Origin of the sequence: Ancylobacter sp. TS-1 (assembly GCF_009223885.1) — a bacterium.
Lineage (GTDB): Bacteria > Pseudomonadota > Alphaproteobacteria > Rhizobiales > Xanthobacteraceae > Ancylobacter.
This window is the reverse complement of record NZ_CP045144.1, coordinates 3,728,515-3,743,387: the sequence shown is the minus strand read 5'-3', so window position 1 is coordinate 3,743,387 and position 14,873 is coordinate 3,728,515. Positions and strand designations below refer to the sequence as shown.

15 protein-coding genes are annotated in these 14,873 nt (G+C 69.4%); 11 read left to right on the top strand and 4 right to left on the bottom strand.

Translation table 11 applies throughout. The annotated features are described in order from the left end of the window. The first annotated feature begins 4 nt into the window (after positions 1–4). The 4 genes from GBB76_RS17640 to GBB76_RS17625 all read left to right on the top strand — a co-directional run bounded on the left by GBB76_RS17640 (position 5) and on the right by GBB76_RS17625 (position 3,176). Entirely contained in the window at positions 5–808 is an 804-nt protein-coding gene (locus tag GBB76_RS17640; RefSeq protein ID WP_152304510.1) for a transporter substrate-binding domain-containing protein, read from the top strand. Between the two features lie 321 nt (positions 809–1,129). Next, positions 1,130–1,801: an amino acid ABC transporter permease gene (locus tag GBB76_RS17635; protein WP_152304509.1), complete on the top strand. Its 672-nt coding sequence runs from the start codon at positions 1,130–1,132 to the stop codon at positions 1,799–1,801. A 9-nt stretch (positions 1,802–1,810) separates the two neighbouring features. Then, positions 1,811–2,470: an amino acid ABC transporter permease gene (locus tag GBB76_RS17630; RefSeq protein WP_152304508.1), complete on the top strand. Its 660-nt coding sequence runs from the start codon at positions 1,811–1,813 to the stop codon at positions 2,468–2,470. Further along, positions 2,448–3,176 carry an amino acid ABC transporter ATP-binding protein gene (locus tag GBB76_RS17625; RefSeq protein WP_152304507.1) on the top strand — a complete coding sequence of 243 codons (729 nt, stop codon included), beginning with the start codon at positions 2,448–2,450 and terminating at the stop codon, positions 3,174–3,176. Before GBB76_RS17630 ends, GBB76_RS17625 begins: the two co-directional genes overlap by 23 nt. Here GBB76_RS17625 and GBB76_RS17620 read toward each other — a convergent pair. Next, positions 3,173–4,117, bottom strand: coding sequence for a LysR family transcriptional regulator (locus tag GBB76_RS17620; RefSeq protein ID WP_152304506.1), 945 nt, complete (start codon positions 4,115–4,117; stop codon positions 3,173–3,175). The two genes, GBB76_RS17625 and GBB76_RS17620, sit on opposite strands and share 4 nt — an antisense overlap. A gap of 153 nt (positions 4,118–4,270) precedes the next feature. Here GBB76_RS17620 and GBB76_RS17615 point away from each other — a divergent pair, with 153 nt between their 5' ends. From GBB76_RS17615 to GBB76_RS17600, 4 genes are all read left to right on the top strand, one after another. Further along, on the top strand, positions 4,271–5,095 hold the full coding sequence (locus GBB76_RS17615; RefSeq protein WP_152304505.1) for an alpha/beta hydrolase: 825 nt from the start codon (positions 4,271–4,273) through the stop codon (positions 5,093–5,095). Between the two features lie 17 nt (positions 5,096–5,112). Then, complete coding sequence (locus GBB76_RS17610; RefSeq protein ID WP_152304504.1) at positions 5,113–6,426, top strand: efflux RND transporter periplasmic adaptor subunit; 1,314 nt, start codon at positions 5,113–5,115, stop codon at positions 6,424–6,426. Positions 6,427–6,465: 39 nt separating this feature from the next. Next, the gene (locus tag GBB76_RS17605) at positions 6,466–9,645 is read left to right on the top strand and encodes an efflux RND transporter permease subunit (RefSeq protein ID WP_152304503.1); all 3,180 of its coding nucleotides are present in this window, start codon (positions 6,466–6,468) and stop codon (positions 9,643–9,645) included. Positions 9,646–9,787: 142 nt separating this feature from the next. Further along, on the top strand, positions 9,788–10,135 hold the full coding sequence (locus GBB76_RS17600) for a (2Fe-2S) ferredoxin domain-containing protein (RefSeq protein ID WP_152304502.1): 348 nt from the start codon (positions 9,788–9,790) through the stop codon (positions 10,133–10,135). Here GBB76_RS17600 and GBB76_RS17595 read toward each other — a convergent pair whose 3' ends face one another. Together GBB76_RS17595 and GBB76_RS17590 are read right to left on the bottom strand one after the other, a co-directional pair. After that, entirely contained in the window at positions 10,136–11,122 is a 987-nt protein-coding gene (locus GBB76_RS17595; protein WP_152304501.1) for an FUSC family protein, read from the bottom strand. An 11-nt stretch (positions 11,123–11,133) separates the two neighbouring features. Further along, the gene (locus GBB76_RS17590) at positions 11,134–12,114 is read right to left on the bottom strand and encodes an HlyD family secretion protein (protein WP_152304500.1); all 981 of its coding nucleotides are present in this window, start codon (positions 12,112–12,114) and stop codon (positions 11,134–11,136) included. 261 nt (positions 12,115–12,375) lie between these two features. Here GBB76_RS17590 and GBB76_RS17585 point away from each other — a divergent pair, with 261 nt between their 5' ends. The 3 genes from GBB76_RS17585 to GBB76_RS17575 all read left to right on the top strand — a co-directional run bounded on the left by GBB76_RS17585 (position 12,376) and on the right by GBB76_RS17575 (position 14,030). Then, on the top strand, positions 12,376–13,044 hold the full coding sequence (locus GBB76_RS17585; RefSeq protein WP_152304499.1) for a DedA family protein: 669 nt from the start codon (positions 12,376–12,378) through the stop codon (positions 13,042–13,044). Positions 13,045–13,179: 135 nt separating this feature from the next. After that, positions 13,180–13,830 (top strand): hypothetical protein, encoded by a 651-nt coding sequence (locus GBB76_RS17580; RefSeq protein ID WP_152304498.1) that lies wholly within the window; start codon positions 13,180–13,182, stop codon positions 13,828–13,830. Next, positions 13,767–14,030 carry a hypothetical protein gene (locus GBB76_RS17575; RefSeq protein ID WP_152304497.1) on the top strand — a complete coding sequence of 88 codons (264 nt, stop codon included), beginning with the start codon at positions 13,767–13,769 and terminating at the stop codon, positions 14,028–14,030. The genes GBB76_RS17580 and GBB76_RS17575 overlap by 64 nt, the downstream gene beginning before the upstream one ends. A gap of 7 nt (positions 14,031–14,037) precedes the next feature. Here GBB76_RS17575 and rpe read toward each other — a convergent pair whose 3' ends face one another. Continuing rightward, positions 14,038–14,715, bottom strand: a complete 678-nt coding sequence (rpe, locus tag GBB76_RS17570) for a ribulose-phosphate 3-epimerase (protein ID WP_152304496.1) — start codon at positions 14,713–14,715, stop codon at positions 14,038–14,040. Positions 14,716–14,873: the final 158 nt, after the last annotated feature.

Below are 14,873 nucleotides of genomic sequence, written 5' to 3'. Positions count from 1 at the left end.
TCGCATGAACCGTCGTTCCCTTTTTGGCCGCCCGCTCGCTCTGCTGGCCGCCGGCGCGCTGCTCGCCGCCACCCAGATGACGTTGCCCGCCGCCGCCGACGCCCTCGCCACCATCGAGGCGAACAAGGTGATCCGCATCGCCGTGCCGCAGGACTTCCCTCCCTTCGGCAGCGTCGGCGCCGACATGGCCCCCAAGGGCTATGATGTCGACGTCGCCAAGCTGATCGCCGAGAAGCTCGGCGTGAAGCTGGAGCTGGTGCCGGTCACCAGCGCCAACCGCATCCCCTATCTCCAGACCAGCAAGGTCGATCTGGTCATCTCCTCGCTCGGCAAGAATGCCGAGCGCGAGAAGGTGATCGACTTCTCGATCGCCTACGCCCCCTTCTTCAACGGCGTGTTCGGCCCGGCCGACGTGGCGGTGAAGGACGCGGCCGGCCTCGCGGGCAAGACGGTCGGCGTGACGCGCGGCGCGGTGGAGGATCTTGAACTGACCAAGATCGCCCCGGCCGACACCACCATCAAGCGCTACGAGGACAATAACGGCACCATCTCGGCCTTCCTTTCGGGCCAGGTCGACGTGATCGCCACCGGCAATGTGGTGGCCGCCGCCATCCTCGCCCGCAACCCGCCGAAGAAGCCGGAGATCAAGTTCCTGATCAAGAACTCGCCCTGCTACATCGGCCTCAACAAGAACGAGCCGGCGCTACTCGCCAAGGTCGACGCCATCATCGGCGCCGCGAAGAAGGACGGCGCGCTCGACGCCATCTCGGAGAAGTGGCTCGGCACCAAGCTGCCGGCGGAGCTGTGACGGCGGAGCCTGTCGCCGTGTCCCGGCCCGGCGGAGCCGCAGGCGAAGCGCCGAGCCGGGACCCAGCACAGGACTCCGCCTAAGGCGCCTCCCCGAAGGGATGCTTCCCCGAAGGGATCGGAGGCCTTGCCGTTTTTTCCTGGCCCCCGGATCGGCGCCGCGCGACACGCGGCTTGTCCGGGGAACGGCGAGCCCCCTCCCCCCAACCCTCTCCCCTGAGGGGAGAGGGGGAAGAAGGCGGCCTCCGGGCCGTCGCGTTCTCCCTGCGGGGAGCCTGTTCCACGCGTTCCCCTTCCCCCTCACCAGCGGGAGTTCACGGGCATGACCTACGCGTTCGATTTCGACTGGCTGCTCGACTACTGGCCGGTCCTCGTCAAGGGCATCGCCATCACGCTCGAACTCACGCTGGTCGGCGGGATGCTCGGCGTGTCGCTGGGCGTCGCCTGCGCCTGGGCGCGGGCGCTCGGCCCGCTCTGGCTACGCCCTGTCGTCGCCGCCTATGTCGAGCTGATCCGCAACACACCGTTCCTGATCCAGCTCTTCTTCATCTTCTTCGGCCTGCCGGCGCTGGGCCTGCGACTCGGCGAGCTGGAGGCGGCCAACTTCGCCATGGTGATCAATCTCGGCGCCTATGGCTGCGAGATCGTGCGCGCCGGCATACAGGCGACGCCGAAGGGGCAGTTCGAGGCCGGGGCCTCCCTCGGCATGAGCCGTATCCAGACCTTCTGGTACGTCGTGCTGGTCCCGGCGCTGCAACGCATCTGGCCGGCGCTGTCGTCGCAGATCGTCATCGTCATGCTGGGCTCGGCGGCAGTGTCGCAGATCGCGGCGGAGGACCTGACCTTCGCGGCGAACTTCATCCAGTCGCGCACCTTCCGCGCCTTCGAGACCTATTTCGTCGCCACGCTGATCTACCTCGCCCTCGCTATCGCGCTGCGGCAGGGCCTGCGCGGCCTCGGCTGGACGCTCTTTCCCAAACGCACGGCACGGTGAGGAACGGACATGAGCGAATTCACCGACTGGGACATCCTGCGCAACCTGCTGCTGGCGGCGCGCTGGACGGTCGTCCTCTCCCTCGTCTCCTTCATCGGCGGCAGCCTCGTCGGCGCGGCGCTGCTGTTCGCCCGCATCGGCGAGGGCCGGCTGGGGCCGACCCTCGTGAAGGTCTATGTCGAGCTGTTTCAGGGCACGCCCCTGCTGATGCAGCTCTTCCTCGCCTTCTTCGGCCTCGGCCTGTTCGGCATCGACGTGCCGGCCTGGCTGGCGGCGGGGCTGGCACTGATCCTGTGGAGCGCCGCCTTCCTCACCGAGATCTGGCGCGGCTGCGTCGAGTCCATCGCGCGGGGCCAGTGGGAGGCCTCGTCGAGCCTCGGCATGGGCTACATCCAGCAGATGCGCCACGTGATCCTGCCGCAGGCGCTGCGCATCGCCGTGCCGCCCACGGTCGGCTTTTCCGTGCAGGTGGTGAAGGGCACGGCGCTGACCTCGATCATCGGCTTCGTCGAGCTGTCGAAGGCCGGAACCATGGTGACCAACGCCACCTTCGAGCCGTTCAAGGTCTACGGCTTCGTCGCCCTCATCTATTTCTGCCTGTGCTGGCCGCTGTCCCGCTCTTCCCAGATCCTCGAGAGGAAGCTCAATGTCGCTCATCGAAATCACTGAAGTGAAGAAGCGCTTCGGCGACAACGAAGTGCTCAAGGGCATCAATATCGACGTCGCCCCCGGCGAGGTGATCGCCATCATCGGCAAGTCGGGCTCCGGCAAGTCGACGCTGCTGCGCTGCATCAACGGGCTGGAGACCATCGACGAGGGCTCGATCTCGGTCGCCGGCGCCCAGCTGCTGCCGGACGAGCTGCACCTCAAGGCGCTGCGGCTGAAGGTCGGGATGATCTTCCAGGGCTTCAACCTGTTCCCCCACCTCACGGCGGGGCGCAATGTGATGCTCTCGCAGATGGTGGTGCGCAAGACGCCGAAGGCCGAGGCCGAGGCGATGGCGAAGACGATGCTGGAGCGGGTCGGCCTCGCCCACAAGTTCGACGCCTACCCGGACCAGCTTTCCGGCGGCCAGCAGCAGCGCGTGGCCATCGCCCGCGCGCTCGCCATGCAGCCGATCGCGCTGCTCTGCGACGAGATCACCTCGGCGCTCGACCCCGAACTGGTGAGCGAGGTGCTCGCCGTGGTGAAGGAACTGGCGAGCGAGGGCATGACGCTGCTGATGGTGACGCATGAGATGCGCTTCGCCCGCGACGTGTGCTCGCGCGTGGTGTTCATGCATCAGGGCCGCGTGCACGAGATCGGCCCGCCGGAGGAGGTGTTCGCCAACCCGAAGACGCCGGAGCTCCAGCAGTTCCTCGGGGTGAGCCACTAGAAGCGGGCGGGAAGCTCCAGCGCGCCCTGGCCGGGGCGATTGGCCCCGCCGCCGGCGAAGCGCTCGGCCACCCAGTCGACGAAGACGCGCAACCGGCTGCTGAGATGCCGGTTGGGCGAATAGACGACATGCAGCACGATGGGCGCGCTGTGCCATTCCGGCAGCACGCGGACCAGCGCCCCGCTCTCGATATAGGGCATCACCATGGGCTCGATGGTCTGGGTGATGCCCATGCCGGCGAGCCCGGCGGCAAGGTAGGCGGTGGAATCGTTCACCGCCACGAAATAGGGCAGGTCGAGCTCGTAGCGCTCCTCGCCGCGCTCCAGGTCGAAGGCGACCCGGCGCCCGGTGCGGGCGCTGAAATAGCCGATGACGCGGTGCCCGCCCTGAAGTTCGCGCGGGTGCTGCGGCATGCCGTGCTGCTGGAGATAGGTGGGCGAGGCGCACAGCATCAGGCGCACCTCGCCGATGCGGCGGGCGATCAGCATCGGGTCGACGAGATCGCCGCCGCGAATGGCGCAGTCGACATTCTCGGCCAGCAGGTCGACCGGCCGGTCGGTGACGCCGAGGTCGAGCTGGATGTCGGGATAGCGGGCGAAGAAGTCCGGCAGCGCCGGTATCAGCGAATACAGCGCCAGCGAGGACGGGACGTCGACGCGCAGGCGCCCGGAGGGGCTGGCCTGCGAGCGCGCCATCGAGCCGTCGATCTCGTCGAGGTCGGACATCAGCGCCACGGCGCGCTCGTAATAGGCGGCGCCGTCCGGCGTCACCCCGACGCGGCGGGTCGTGCGGTTCAGCAGCCGCGTGCGCAGATGCGCCTCAAGCTGCTGAATCAGCTTGGTGACGGTCGGCTTGGGCATTTCCAGCAGGTCGGCCGCGCGGCTGAAGGTGCCGGCCTCGACCACCCGGATAAAGGCGCGCATCGCGGCGATCTGATCCATGTTACCGGCTCATTATTTCCATACGTGAATAATGTTATCCGATTTTGGCTATTTTTCCGAGAACGAAACGGTCCTAGGTTTCGCGGCATCGCAGCATGAAACAGCGACGGGATCGGGTGGCGGAGAAGCTCCGCAGCCCGATTGTGGGGCGTTATGACCGTTTTGTGGACCGAGGAAGAGCTGGAGATCGGCGGGGCCGCGCTGACCGCGCGGGTCTATCGTCCCGGCGCGCCGCTGCGCCCGGCGGCTCTGGTCCTGCACCTGCACGGCGGCAGCTTCACCGACGGCGATCTCGATTGCAGCGCCTGCGTCTGCCGCCTGATGGCGGAAGCCGGCGCCGTGGTCATCTCGATCGACTATCCACTGGCGCCGGAGCACCCCTTCCCGGCCGCGCTCAACCTCGCCTTCGCCGCGCTCGGCCGCCTTTATGCCGACCGCAGCAAATGGGCCGGGCGCGGCGCGCGCATGTTCGTCGCCGGCGAGGAGGCGGGCGCCAATCTCGCCACCGCGCTGACGCTGATGGCGCGCGACCAGCAGGCCCCGCCCGTCGCCGGGCAGATCCTGCTGTCGCCGATGGTCGACGCCAGCCTCTGCACGCAGTCGATCCACGCGGCCGCCGCAGGCGCGGCGCACTGCAAATGGGTCGACGGCTGGCACCTGTATCTGGGCGGCGCCGAACATGCTGCCCACCCCTATGCGGCGCCGCTCGGCTCGCGCCGCCTGGGCGGGCTGGCGCCGGCCCTGATCGTCACCTCGGAAGACTGTCCGATGCGCGACGAGAGCGTCGCCTATGCGCGCCGCCTGCGCGACTGCGGGGTCGCGGTGGAGAGCCACATGCTGACCGAGACGGAGACCCCGTCCCTCGGCATGGATGCCGCCATCGAGGCCGACCTTCATTGGGAAACGGTCCTGCGCGACCTGTTCCGGAAATTCCTGGCGGAGAATTCCGCCGCACCTGTTCGCACCGTTCGGGCCTGAGGGCCGGGAGATCCGCCATGATGAACGAGACAAACGGTACCGACGCCGTCCCCGCAACGCTCGCGCGCGCCGAAATCGGCCACGACACGAAGCCGGCCGCACGCGGCCGCTGGCGCGAGGCGGGCATCGCGCTTTCCCTCGCGGTGCTGGCCACCGGCGCGGCGGTCTTCCTCGCCTGGCCGAGCAGCGAGGCGCTGGCGACCGATCCGCCGGCGGAAGCGGCCGCGCCCATGGCCATGCCGGTCTCGGTCGCGGTGCTGAAGGCACGCGACACCATGAAGTGGGACGAATTCTCCGGCCGCCTGCGCGCGGTCGAAGTGGTGGAGCTGCGCTCGCGCGTCTCCGGCGCGGTCGACAAGATCCATTTCCGCGAGGGCGCGCTGGTCAAGCAGGGCGACCTGCTCGTCAGCATTGATCCCGAGCCCTTCCAGGCGGCGCTGAACCGGGCCGAATCGCTGCGCGAGGCGGCCGCCGCGCGTGTCGAGCTGACCCGCAGCGAGCTGGAGCGCGGCAAGCAGCTCGTCGACACCCGCGTCGTCTCGGTGCGCGACCTCGACCAGCGCACCAATGCCTTCCGCGAGGCGGAAGCCAATCTGCGCGCGGCCGAGGCCGCCGTGCAGACGGCCAAGCTCGACCTCGGCTACACCGAGGTGCGCGCGCCGGTGGACGGGCGCATCGGGCGCATCGAGGTGACGGTCGGCAATCTCGTCGCCTCCGGCGCGTCGGCGCCGGTGCTCACCAGCCTCGTCTCGGTCGACCCAATCTATGTCAGCTTCGATGCCGACGAGAGCGCCGTGGCCGAGGCTCTGGCCTCGGTGGGCGATCACGACATCGCGCTGACCGAGATCGACCAGATTCCGGTCGAGATCACCACGGCGACCACGGCCGGGCGCACGGTGCGCGGCCATCTCCAGCTCGTCGACAACCAGGTCGACGCGGCGACCGGCACGTTCCGGTTGCGCGCGGTGTTCGACAATCCCGACGGCCGCCTCGTGCCGGGCCAGTTCGCCCGCGTGCGCATGGGCCGGGCCAAGACGGAGCCGGCGCTGGTGGTCAATGAGCGCGCCATCGGCACCGACCAGGACAAGAAGTTCGTCTTCGTGGTCGATGCCGACAACAAGGCCGTCTGGCGGCAGGTCCGCCTCGGCCAGCCCAGCGACGGGCTGCGCGTCGTCGTCGACGGCCTGAAGGAAGGCGAGCGCATCGTCGTCAACGGCCTGCAGCGTGTGCGTCCCGGGGCCCTGCTGGCGCCGGAGATCGTTCCCATGGAAACCGCCTCCGCCTCCGCCGCCGGCGCGCAGGACCCGACCACCTCCGTCGCCGCGCGCTGATCCAGCCGCCGACGCTCTGCCTCCTTGGGGGAGGACGCTATGAATCTGTCCAAGTTCTTCATCGACCGGCCGATCTTTGCCGGCGTCCTCTCCGTACTGATCTTCCTCGCGGGGCTTCTGGCCCTGCGGGTGATGCCGATCTCGGAATATCCGGAAGTCGTGCCGCCGCAGGTCATCGTGCGCGCCACCTATCCGGGCGCCAGCCCGAAGGTGATCGCCGCCACGGTCGCCACCCCGATCGAGGAAGCGATCAACGGCGTCGAGGACATGCTCTACATGTCCAGCCAAGCGACGACCGACGGCGTGATGACGCTGACCGTCACCTTCAAGCTCGGCACCGACCCCGACAAGGCGACCCAGCTGGTGCAGAACCGCGTCGGTCAGGCGGAACCCCGCCTGCCGGAAGAGGTGCGCGCGCTCGGCATCACCACGGCGAAGAGTTCGCCGACCTTCCTCATGGTCGTGCACCTCATCTCGCCCAATGACCGCTACGACATCACCTATCTGCGCAACTACGCGGTGCTGAACGTGAAGGACCGGCTGGCCCGCATCAGCGGCGTCGGCCAGATCGAGATCTTCGGCGGCGGCGACTATTCCATGCGCGTCTGGCTCGACCCGCAGAAGATCGCCGAGCACGGGCTTTCCGCCGGCGACGTGGTCAACGAGATCCGCGCCCAGAACGTGCAGGCCGCCGCCGGCATCGTCGGCGCCTCGCCGGCGCAGTCGGACGTCGACCTCCAGCTCACCATCAATGCCCGCGGCCGTCTGGAGACCGAGGAGGAATTCGGCGACATCGTCGTGAAGACCGGCGCCAACGGGCAGGTCGTGCGCCTGCGCGATGTCGCGCGCCTCGAACTCGGCGCCGCCGACTACGCGCTGCGCTCGCTGCTCGACAACAAGCAGGCGGTCGGCCTCGGCGTGTTCCAGGCCCCCGGCTCGAACGCGCTGGAGATCGCCGAGAGGGTGCGCGAGACCATGGCCGAGGTGAAGAAGACGATGCCGGAAGGCGTCGACTTCGCCATCGTCTACGACACGACGCGCTTCGTCGACGCCTCCATTGAGGCGGTGGTGCACACGCTGTTCGAGGCGGTGCTGCTGGTCGTTATCGTCGTGGTGGTGTTCCTGCAGACGTGGCGCGCCTCGATCATCCCGCTGCTCGCGGTCCCGGTCTCGATCGTGGGCACCTTCGCGGTGATGTACCTGTTCGGCTTCTCGATCAACGCGCTGAGCCTGTTCGGCCTGGTGCTCGCCATCGGCATCGTGGTCGACGACGCCATCGTCGTGGTGGAAAATGTCGAGCGCAACATCGAGAACGGGCTCTCCCCGCGCGCGGCCGCCTATCAGGCGATGAGCGAGGTGTCCGGCCCGATCATCGCCATCGCGCTGGTGCTGGTGGCGGTGTTCGTGCCGCTCGCCTTCATCACCGGCCTGTCGGGCCAGTTCTACCGCCAGTTCGCGCTCACCATCGCCATCTCCACCGTCATCTCGGCGATCAACTCGCTGACGCTGTCGCCGGCGCTGGCGGCGCTGCTGCTGCGCGGCCACGACGCCAAGCCGGACATGCTCCAGCGCGTCATCAACGCGCTGTTCGGCTGGTTCTTCCGCGGCTTCAACTGGGTGTTCGCGCGCGGGTCGCGCGGCTATGGCGGCGGCGTGCGCGGCACGCTGAAGGTGAAAAGCCTCGTCATGGTGTTCTACGCCGTGATGCTCGGCGCCACCTGGTGGCTGTTCCAGGCGGTGCCGCCGGGCTTCGTGCCGGCGCAGGACAAGCAGTATCTGGTCGGCTTCGCCCAGCTTCCCGACGGCGCCACGCTCGACCGCACCGAGGACGTCATCCGCCGGATGACCGAGATCACGCTCGCCCAGCCCGGCGTCGCCAGCGCGGTCGCCTTCCCGGGGCTCTCGATCGCCGGCTTCTCCAACTCGTCCAATGCCGGCATCGTGTTCTCGGTGCTCAAGCCGTTCGAGGAGCGCCAGACCCCGGAGCTTTCCGCCGGTGCCATCGCCCAGCAGCTCAACGGGAAGTACGGGGTGATCAAGGACGCCTTCATCGCCATGTTCCCGCCCCCGCCGGTGCAGGGCCTCGGCGTCGTCGGCGGCTTCAAGCTGCAGCTGGAGGACCGCGCCGGACGCGGCTACGAGGCGCTCAGCGACGTGACCAACGCCTTCATGGCGAAGGCCATGGCGGCACCCGAGCTGACCGGCCAGTTCACCACCTACCAGATCAACGTGCCGCAGATCTTCACCGATGTGGACCGCACCAAGGCCCGCCAGCTCGGCGTGCCGATCAGTTCGGTGTTCGAGACGCTGCAGGTCTATCTCGGCTCGCTCTATGTCAACGACTTCAACAAGTTCGGCCGCACCTACTCGGTGCGGGCGCAGGCCGACGCGCCCTTCCGCGCCCGGCCGGAGGACATCGGCAAGCTGAAGGTGCGCTCCAACAGCGGCGAGATGATCCCGCTCTCGGCGCTGCTCAGGGTCGAGACCACGGCGGGGCCGGAACGCGCCCAGCGCTATAACGGCTTCCTCACCGCCGACTTCAACGCCTCGCCGGCGCCCGGCTACTCCTCGGGCCAGGCGCAGGCGGCGGCGGCGCGGATCGCGGCGGAGGTGCTGCCGCCCGGCTTCGACTATGAATGGACCGACCTGACCTATCAGGAGATCCTGGCCGGCGATTCCTCTTTCCTCGTCTTCCCGCTCGCCCTGCTGCTCGTCTTCCTGGTGCTGGCGGCGCAGTATGAGAGCCTGACGCTGCCCATTGCGATCATCCTGATCGTGCCGATGGGCCTGGGGGCGGCGCTGTTCGGCGTCTGGATGGGCGGGGGTGACAACAACATCTTCACCCAGATCGGCCTCGTCGTTCTGGTGGGGCTGTCGGCCAAGAACGCGATCCTGATCGTCGAGTTCGCCCGCGAGCTTGAATTCATGGGCCGCAACCCGGTCGAGGCGGCGATCGAGGCGAGCCGGCTGCGCCTGCGGCCGATCCTGATGACGTCCTTCGCCTTCATCATGGGCGTGCTGCCGCTGGTGCTGTCCACCGGCGCCGGCGCCGAGATGCGCCACGCCATGGGCATCGCCGTGTTCGCCGGCATGATCGGCGTCACCTTCTTCGGGCTGTTCCTCACGCCCGTCTTCTACGTGCTGCTGCGGCGTCTGGCGGGCAACCGCCCGCTTCGGCAGCACGGCGAGGCCCACGCCGCGTCTCTTCCCGCGGAGTGAGCCTCGTCGCCGGCTGGGAAGCCGTCGGTCGGGGTGTCGTACTGCCCCCCTCGACACACCGATCCTACGCTTCCCGGCCGGCTCTCGCATCGACAAAGCGCGTCGGCGGTGCCACATGCAGCGGCGAAGGACACCGCCGCCGATGAAGCCGATCCGATCCGACTGGACCGACGTGGTCCTCGTCTGCCGAAAATGCGCCAAGAAGCTCCATGGCGGCTTCGGCCCGGACGGCGAACTCTCGCTGCCCCGCGCGCTCAGGGCCGAGATCGCCCGGCGCGAAGGCGGCAAGCCGGCCAAGAAGCCCCGCCGCAAGGGCGCGCGCCTCGCCGTGGTCGAGGTCGACTGCCTCGACATCTGCCCGAAGAACGCCGCCGTGATCATCCCCGCCGGCCAGCCCGGCCGCTGGCTCGCCGTGCCGCGCGGGGCGGATGTGCCGGCCCTCGTCGACACCCTCGTCCCGGCGCCTGCGCCTGCGCCTGCCCGCGACTGATCAGGCCGACCGGCCGGCCAGCTTGGGCGGATTGAGCGCCCAGACCAGCACCGTCATGATGCTGACGCCGATCACGATCCCGATGAGGCGGTCGACCGGCGGATAGAGCGAGACGGGCGGCCCGGCGCCGACCAGCGTCACCAGATAGGCGATGGCCGACTGGGTGCCGATATAGGCCTCCGCCGATTTCCTCAGATGGATGCGGGCGAAGGAGAACACGCCGAGAAACAGCATGACCGCCCACCACCACAGATGGGTGGCGTCGACGAGGATGACGACCAGCCCGGCGGTGCCGCCGATGATGCAGCCGAAAATGCGCTGGGCGCCGCGATGGCGGGTGGCGAGCGGGTCGCTGTCGACCACGATCAGGCTGGAGATCAGCACCTGCGGAAGCTGCGGCAGGTCGAACAGCGACCAGATGACGACGATGGTGAAGGCGCCGAGCCCGGCGATCAGCGACTGGCGCTCGGCATTGGGCGCGCTGGTGGCGGCGGCCTGCGCCTTGAGCCGGGCATGCAGCTCGCCGGCATTCGGCCCCAGCGCCCAGCTCGCCAGCGTGCCGCACACCACGCCGATGACGATCTCGTAGCAGCGGTAATGCGCGAAGGCGTAGAGCTGGTCCGGCTGCGTCATGGTGTAGAGCAGCACCAGCATGAAGGTCAGCGCGCCATAGAACCAGGCATAGCCATAGGCGCTGCGCTGGCGGCCATAGGTGCCGACGGCGGCGGCGATCGCCACCAGCACGATCTGCATGGCGTCGAAGCCCTCGGCCCACTGGCCGACATAATAGCCGCCGAGCACGCCGATCAGGGTCCCGCCGACGCGCAGCACGCCCTTGGTGAACAGCGCCTCGCGGTCGACATTGGCGATGATCATCACGCTGAGCGCGGCCCAGTAGGGCTCCTGCAACCCCATCAGCAGCGCGATGAAGACGGCGGCCAGCACGCCGCAGGCGGTGGCGAGAGCCTGGCGGGTGATGTCGTCCACCGCCCCCTCCCTCAGAACAGGATCAGGACGCGGGCGTCGGCGCCGTTGAACTGCCGCAGGTCGTCGGGCCAGAGGTCGAGCGTGATCTCGACCGGGAAGCGGCGCGGCAGCCGCACCCAGTCGGTGGTCGGCTCGACATAGGGCACCACGCCCGGGCTTTCCGCCGAGCGGGCGACGCCGGCGGCGATGCCGCTGACCTTCCCCCAATGCAGCACCCAGGGATCGGAGCCGAGGGTGAGGAGCACGCTCTGGCCGAGGCGGATGCGCGAGAGGTAGCGCTCGTTCACATTGGCGACCACGCGGCGGCGGCGCTCGGTGACGATGGCGAGCACCTGCGTGCCGACGCGCAGATAGTCGCCCTGCCGGGTGACGAAGGGCGCGATGCGCCCCGGCTCCGGCGCCGTCATCACCGTCTTCGACAGATCGTACTGAGCCTTGCCGAGCGCGGCCTGCGCCGAGCCGATGAGGGCGCCCGCCACCGCGACGCGGCGAGTGGCGACGCTGAGCTGCGCCTCGGCGGCCAGCACATTGGCGCCGGCGGTGGCGACGTCGCGGGTGGCGATGTCGAGCGTCGCCTCGGGCGAGAAGCCCTCCTTCTCCAGCGCCCTGACGCGGCCGAGCTGGTCCTGCGCGTTGGTCTGCACGGCCAGCGCCGAGGTGAGGTTGGCGCGGGCGGCCGTCACCTCGTCATTGGCGAGATCGAGGTCGGCCTTCGCCTGCGCCGCGGCGGCCTGCGCCTCCTGCACCTTCAGCGCATAGGGCGTGCGCTCGATCTCGAACAGGAGCTGGTTCGCCGCGACCGCCTCGTTGTTCTGCACCGCGAGCCGCGAGACCGGCCCCTCGATCTCCGAGGAGATGACGACGATGTCGCTCATCACATAGGCGTCGCCGGTATAGGCGAAGTAGCGCACGCTGATCTCGTAGAGCCCGAACAGGCCGGCCACCGTCCCCAGGATCAGAAGCACCGGATGTCGCAGCAGGCGGCTCAGCATGGGCGGGCGGGTCTCCGCGGCGCCCGGCGCGCGGGCAGACGAGGCGCCATCATCGCGGCTTTGTCGCCCGCGCTCAATCCTTCCCCTGCCCCGGACGGTGCCCGGCGCCGGCGATCGCGCGCCATGGTTAGCGCCGTGCCGGGCCCCGGCCCGGCCCCCGCGACGATCCGCGCAGGGCGCAGGGGCCGGAGAGTGCCCGCGCCGGCCTTGCTGCCGACATCTTCGCCCTCACATTGAGCGCGAAACCGACAGTGTGAGGACATGGAAGCTCTTACCGCGGATGTGGCAGCGTTCCTGCAAAGTCATGACTATCTGATCCCGATCGTCATCGGGATCATCGCCTTCGGCGAGTCCCTGGTGCTCGTCGGCCTCGTCATTCCCGCCACCGCCCTGATGCTCGCCATTGGCGGGCTCATCGGCAGCGGCATCATCTCGCCGGTGCCGGTGATCGGCGGCGCCATCGTCGGCGCAGTGCTGGGCGACGTGGTGTCCTACTGGCTCGGCCGCTGGCTCGGCCCGCGCGTGGTGCACCGGCGCCCGCTGCTGGGCTATCGCGAGCAGGTGGCGCAGGCGCGCCTGTTCTTCCGCCGCTTCGGCTTCGCCTCGGTCTTCGCCGGCCGCTTCTTCGGGCCCGTGCGCGCCACCATGCCGCTGGTCGCCGGCATGATGCGCATGGACCAGCGCCGCTTCCAGATCGCCAACGTCTCCTCGGCGGTGGTGTGGGCGCCGGTGATGCTCGCCCCCGGCTGGCTCGCCGGCAAGGGCGCCAGCGAATTCGGCGCCGCCAGCCAGTCGCAATGGCTGCTGCTGATGGTCGGCGTGACGGTGGTCATGCTGATCCTCACCGTGGTCGTGCTGCGCATCATCAAGGGGCGGATTTCGAAGCGCCCGCGCGTGAAGCGGCGCCCGGCCCCTGCCCAGCCGGGCTGACCGGGGCCGCGCCAGCGGCGCGCTTTACCAAAACCGCAGGCAAGTGTCGGCGGCGCCCCGACCTTGCGGTAGTATCGCCCACGAGGATACCGCCGTAAGGCCGGACGCCGGGAGGCGTCCGCGCAGGAGCACGACATGACCGACAAGCGCGAGCCCTCGCTGGAGCCGAACAAGCCGCGTCCGGCGGCGCCCGAGGGCGCCCCGCGCGCCGCCGCGCCCGCCAGCCCGCCGAACCGCGCCAAGGGCCCGCCGGTCGAGCCGGAGGCGTTCCAGCGCTGGCTCGGCATCGAGCGGCTGAAGGTCGACATGCGCCGGCTGGAGATCGAGGGCCGCAGGGCCGAGGCCGCGCCGGCCCGCGCATCCCATCCCGCGCTGGCCGTGCTCTACGGGATCGTCCTCGTCGCCGTGCTGGGGATCGCCGGCTTCCTCGCCGCGCAGATGCTGAGCCTGCGCGAGGAGATCGGCGCCCTGCGCAGCGCCCAAAGCGAGATCGCCGAAAAACTGGCCTCGATCGAGGCCGCCCGCGCCGCCGCCCCGGTGGCTGTGGCGCCGGCCCCCGCGCCTGCACAGGTGCCCCCGGCCGCCGACAGCGCGCTCATTCCCCCCGCCCCGGCCAGACCGCGCTGGCCGCCCCGGGCGGCGCGACGGAAGCCCCGGCAGAGGCGCCGCCCGCCCTGCCCGGCGCCGGCTACACGGTGCGCATCTTCGCGCCGGTCAACGCCGTGTCGCAGGCGAAGCTGGACAGCTTCACCGCCCCGCTCAAGGCGGCCGGCTTCGACGTGGTGACCTCGGATACCGGCGTGGTGCAGACGACCAGCAACACCATGTCCTATTTCGGCACCACCGAGGAAATGGCGAACCGGGTTGCCAGCATCATCCAGAAGAAGCACCCGGCGATCGCCATCGAGATGCGCGCCTCGCCCTCGATTCCGGCGAGCGCGCGGCAGATCATCATCCTCAACCTGACCGAGGACGCCTTCAACTGAGGCGCGCTCAGGCGGCGGCGCGCCCGCGCGCCTGCCGGCCGGCCTCGCGGATGGCGGCGATATTGGCCGCGTAGCCCTCGCGCCCGTCGCGGAACACCGCCGAGCCGGCTACCAGCGCATTGGCGCCCGCTGCCGCGCAGAGCCGCGCGGTCTCGGCGGTGACGCCGCCATCGACCTCCAGATGGATCGGCCGCTCGCCGATCATCGCGCGCAGGCGGTAGATCTTCGGCAGCACGTCGGCGATGAAGGCCTGCCCGCCAAAGCCCGGATTGACCGTCATCGGCAGGATGAGGTCCACCTTGTCCAGCACATAGGCCAGCGCGCTCTCATGCGTCGCCGGGTTCAGCGCCACGCCGGCCTTCTTGCCAAGCGAGCGGATGAGCTGGAGGCAGCGGTCGAGATGGTGCGTCGCCTCGGCCTGCACGGTGATGATGTCCGCCCCCGCCCTGGCGAAGGCCTCGATGAAGGGCTCCACCGGCTCGATCATCAGATGCACGTCGAACACCTTGTCGGTGTGCGGGCGCATGGCCTTGATGACGTCCGGCCCGAAGGTGATGTTGGGCACGAAATGCCCGTCCATCACGTCGAGATGGATCCAGTCGGCGCCGGCGGCGGCCACATCGCGCACCTCCTCGCCGAGGCGGGAGAAGTCGGAGGCCAGCATGGAAGGGGCGATGAGGGGCATGGGGTCTCTCCTGGCGTGTATCGGCCGTCATGGGCTGGAACGTCTCGCCCCCTCTCCCCGCCGGGGAGAGGGTTGGGGTGAGGGGGACGTTTACATCCGGCAATCGCGTTCCCCTCACCGACCCGCTTCGCGGGCCACCTCTCCCCGACGGGGAGAGG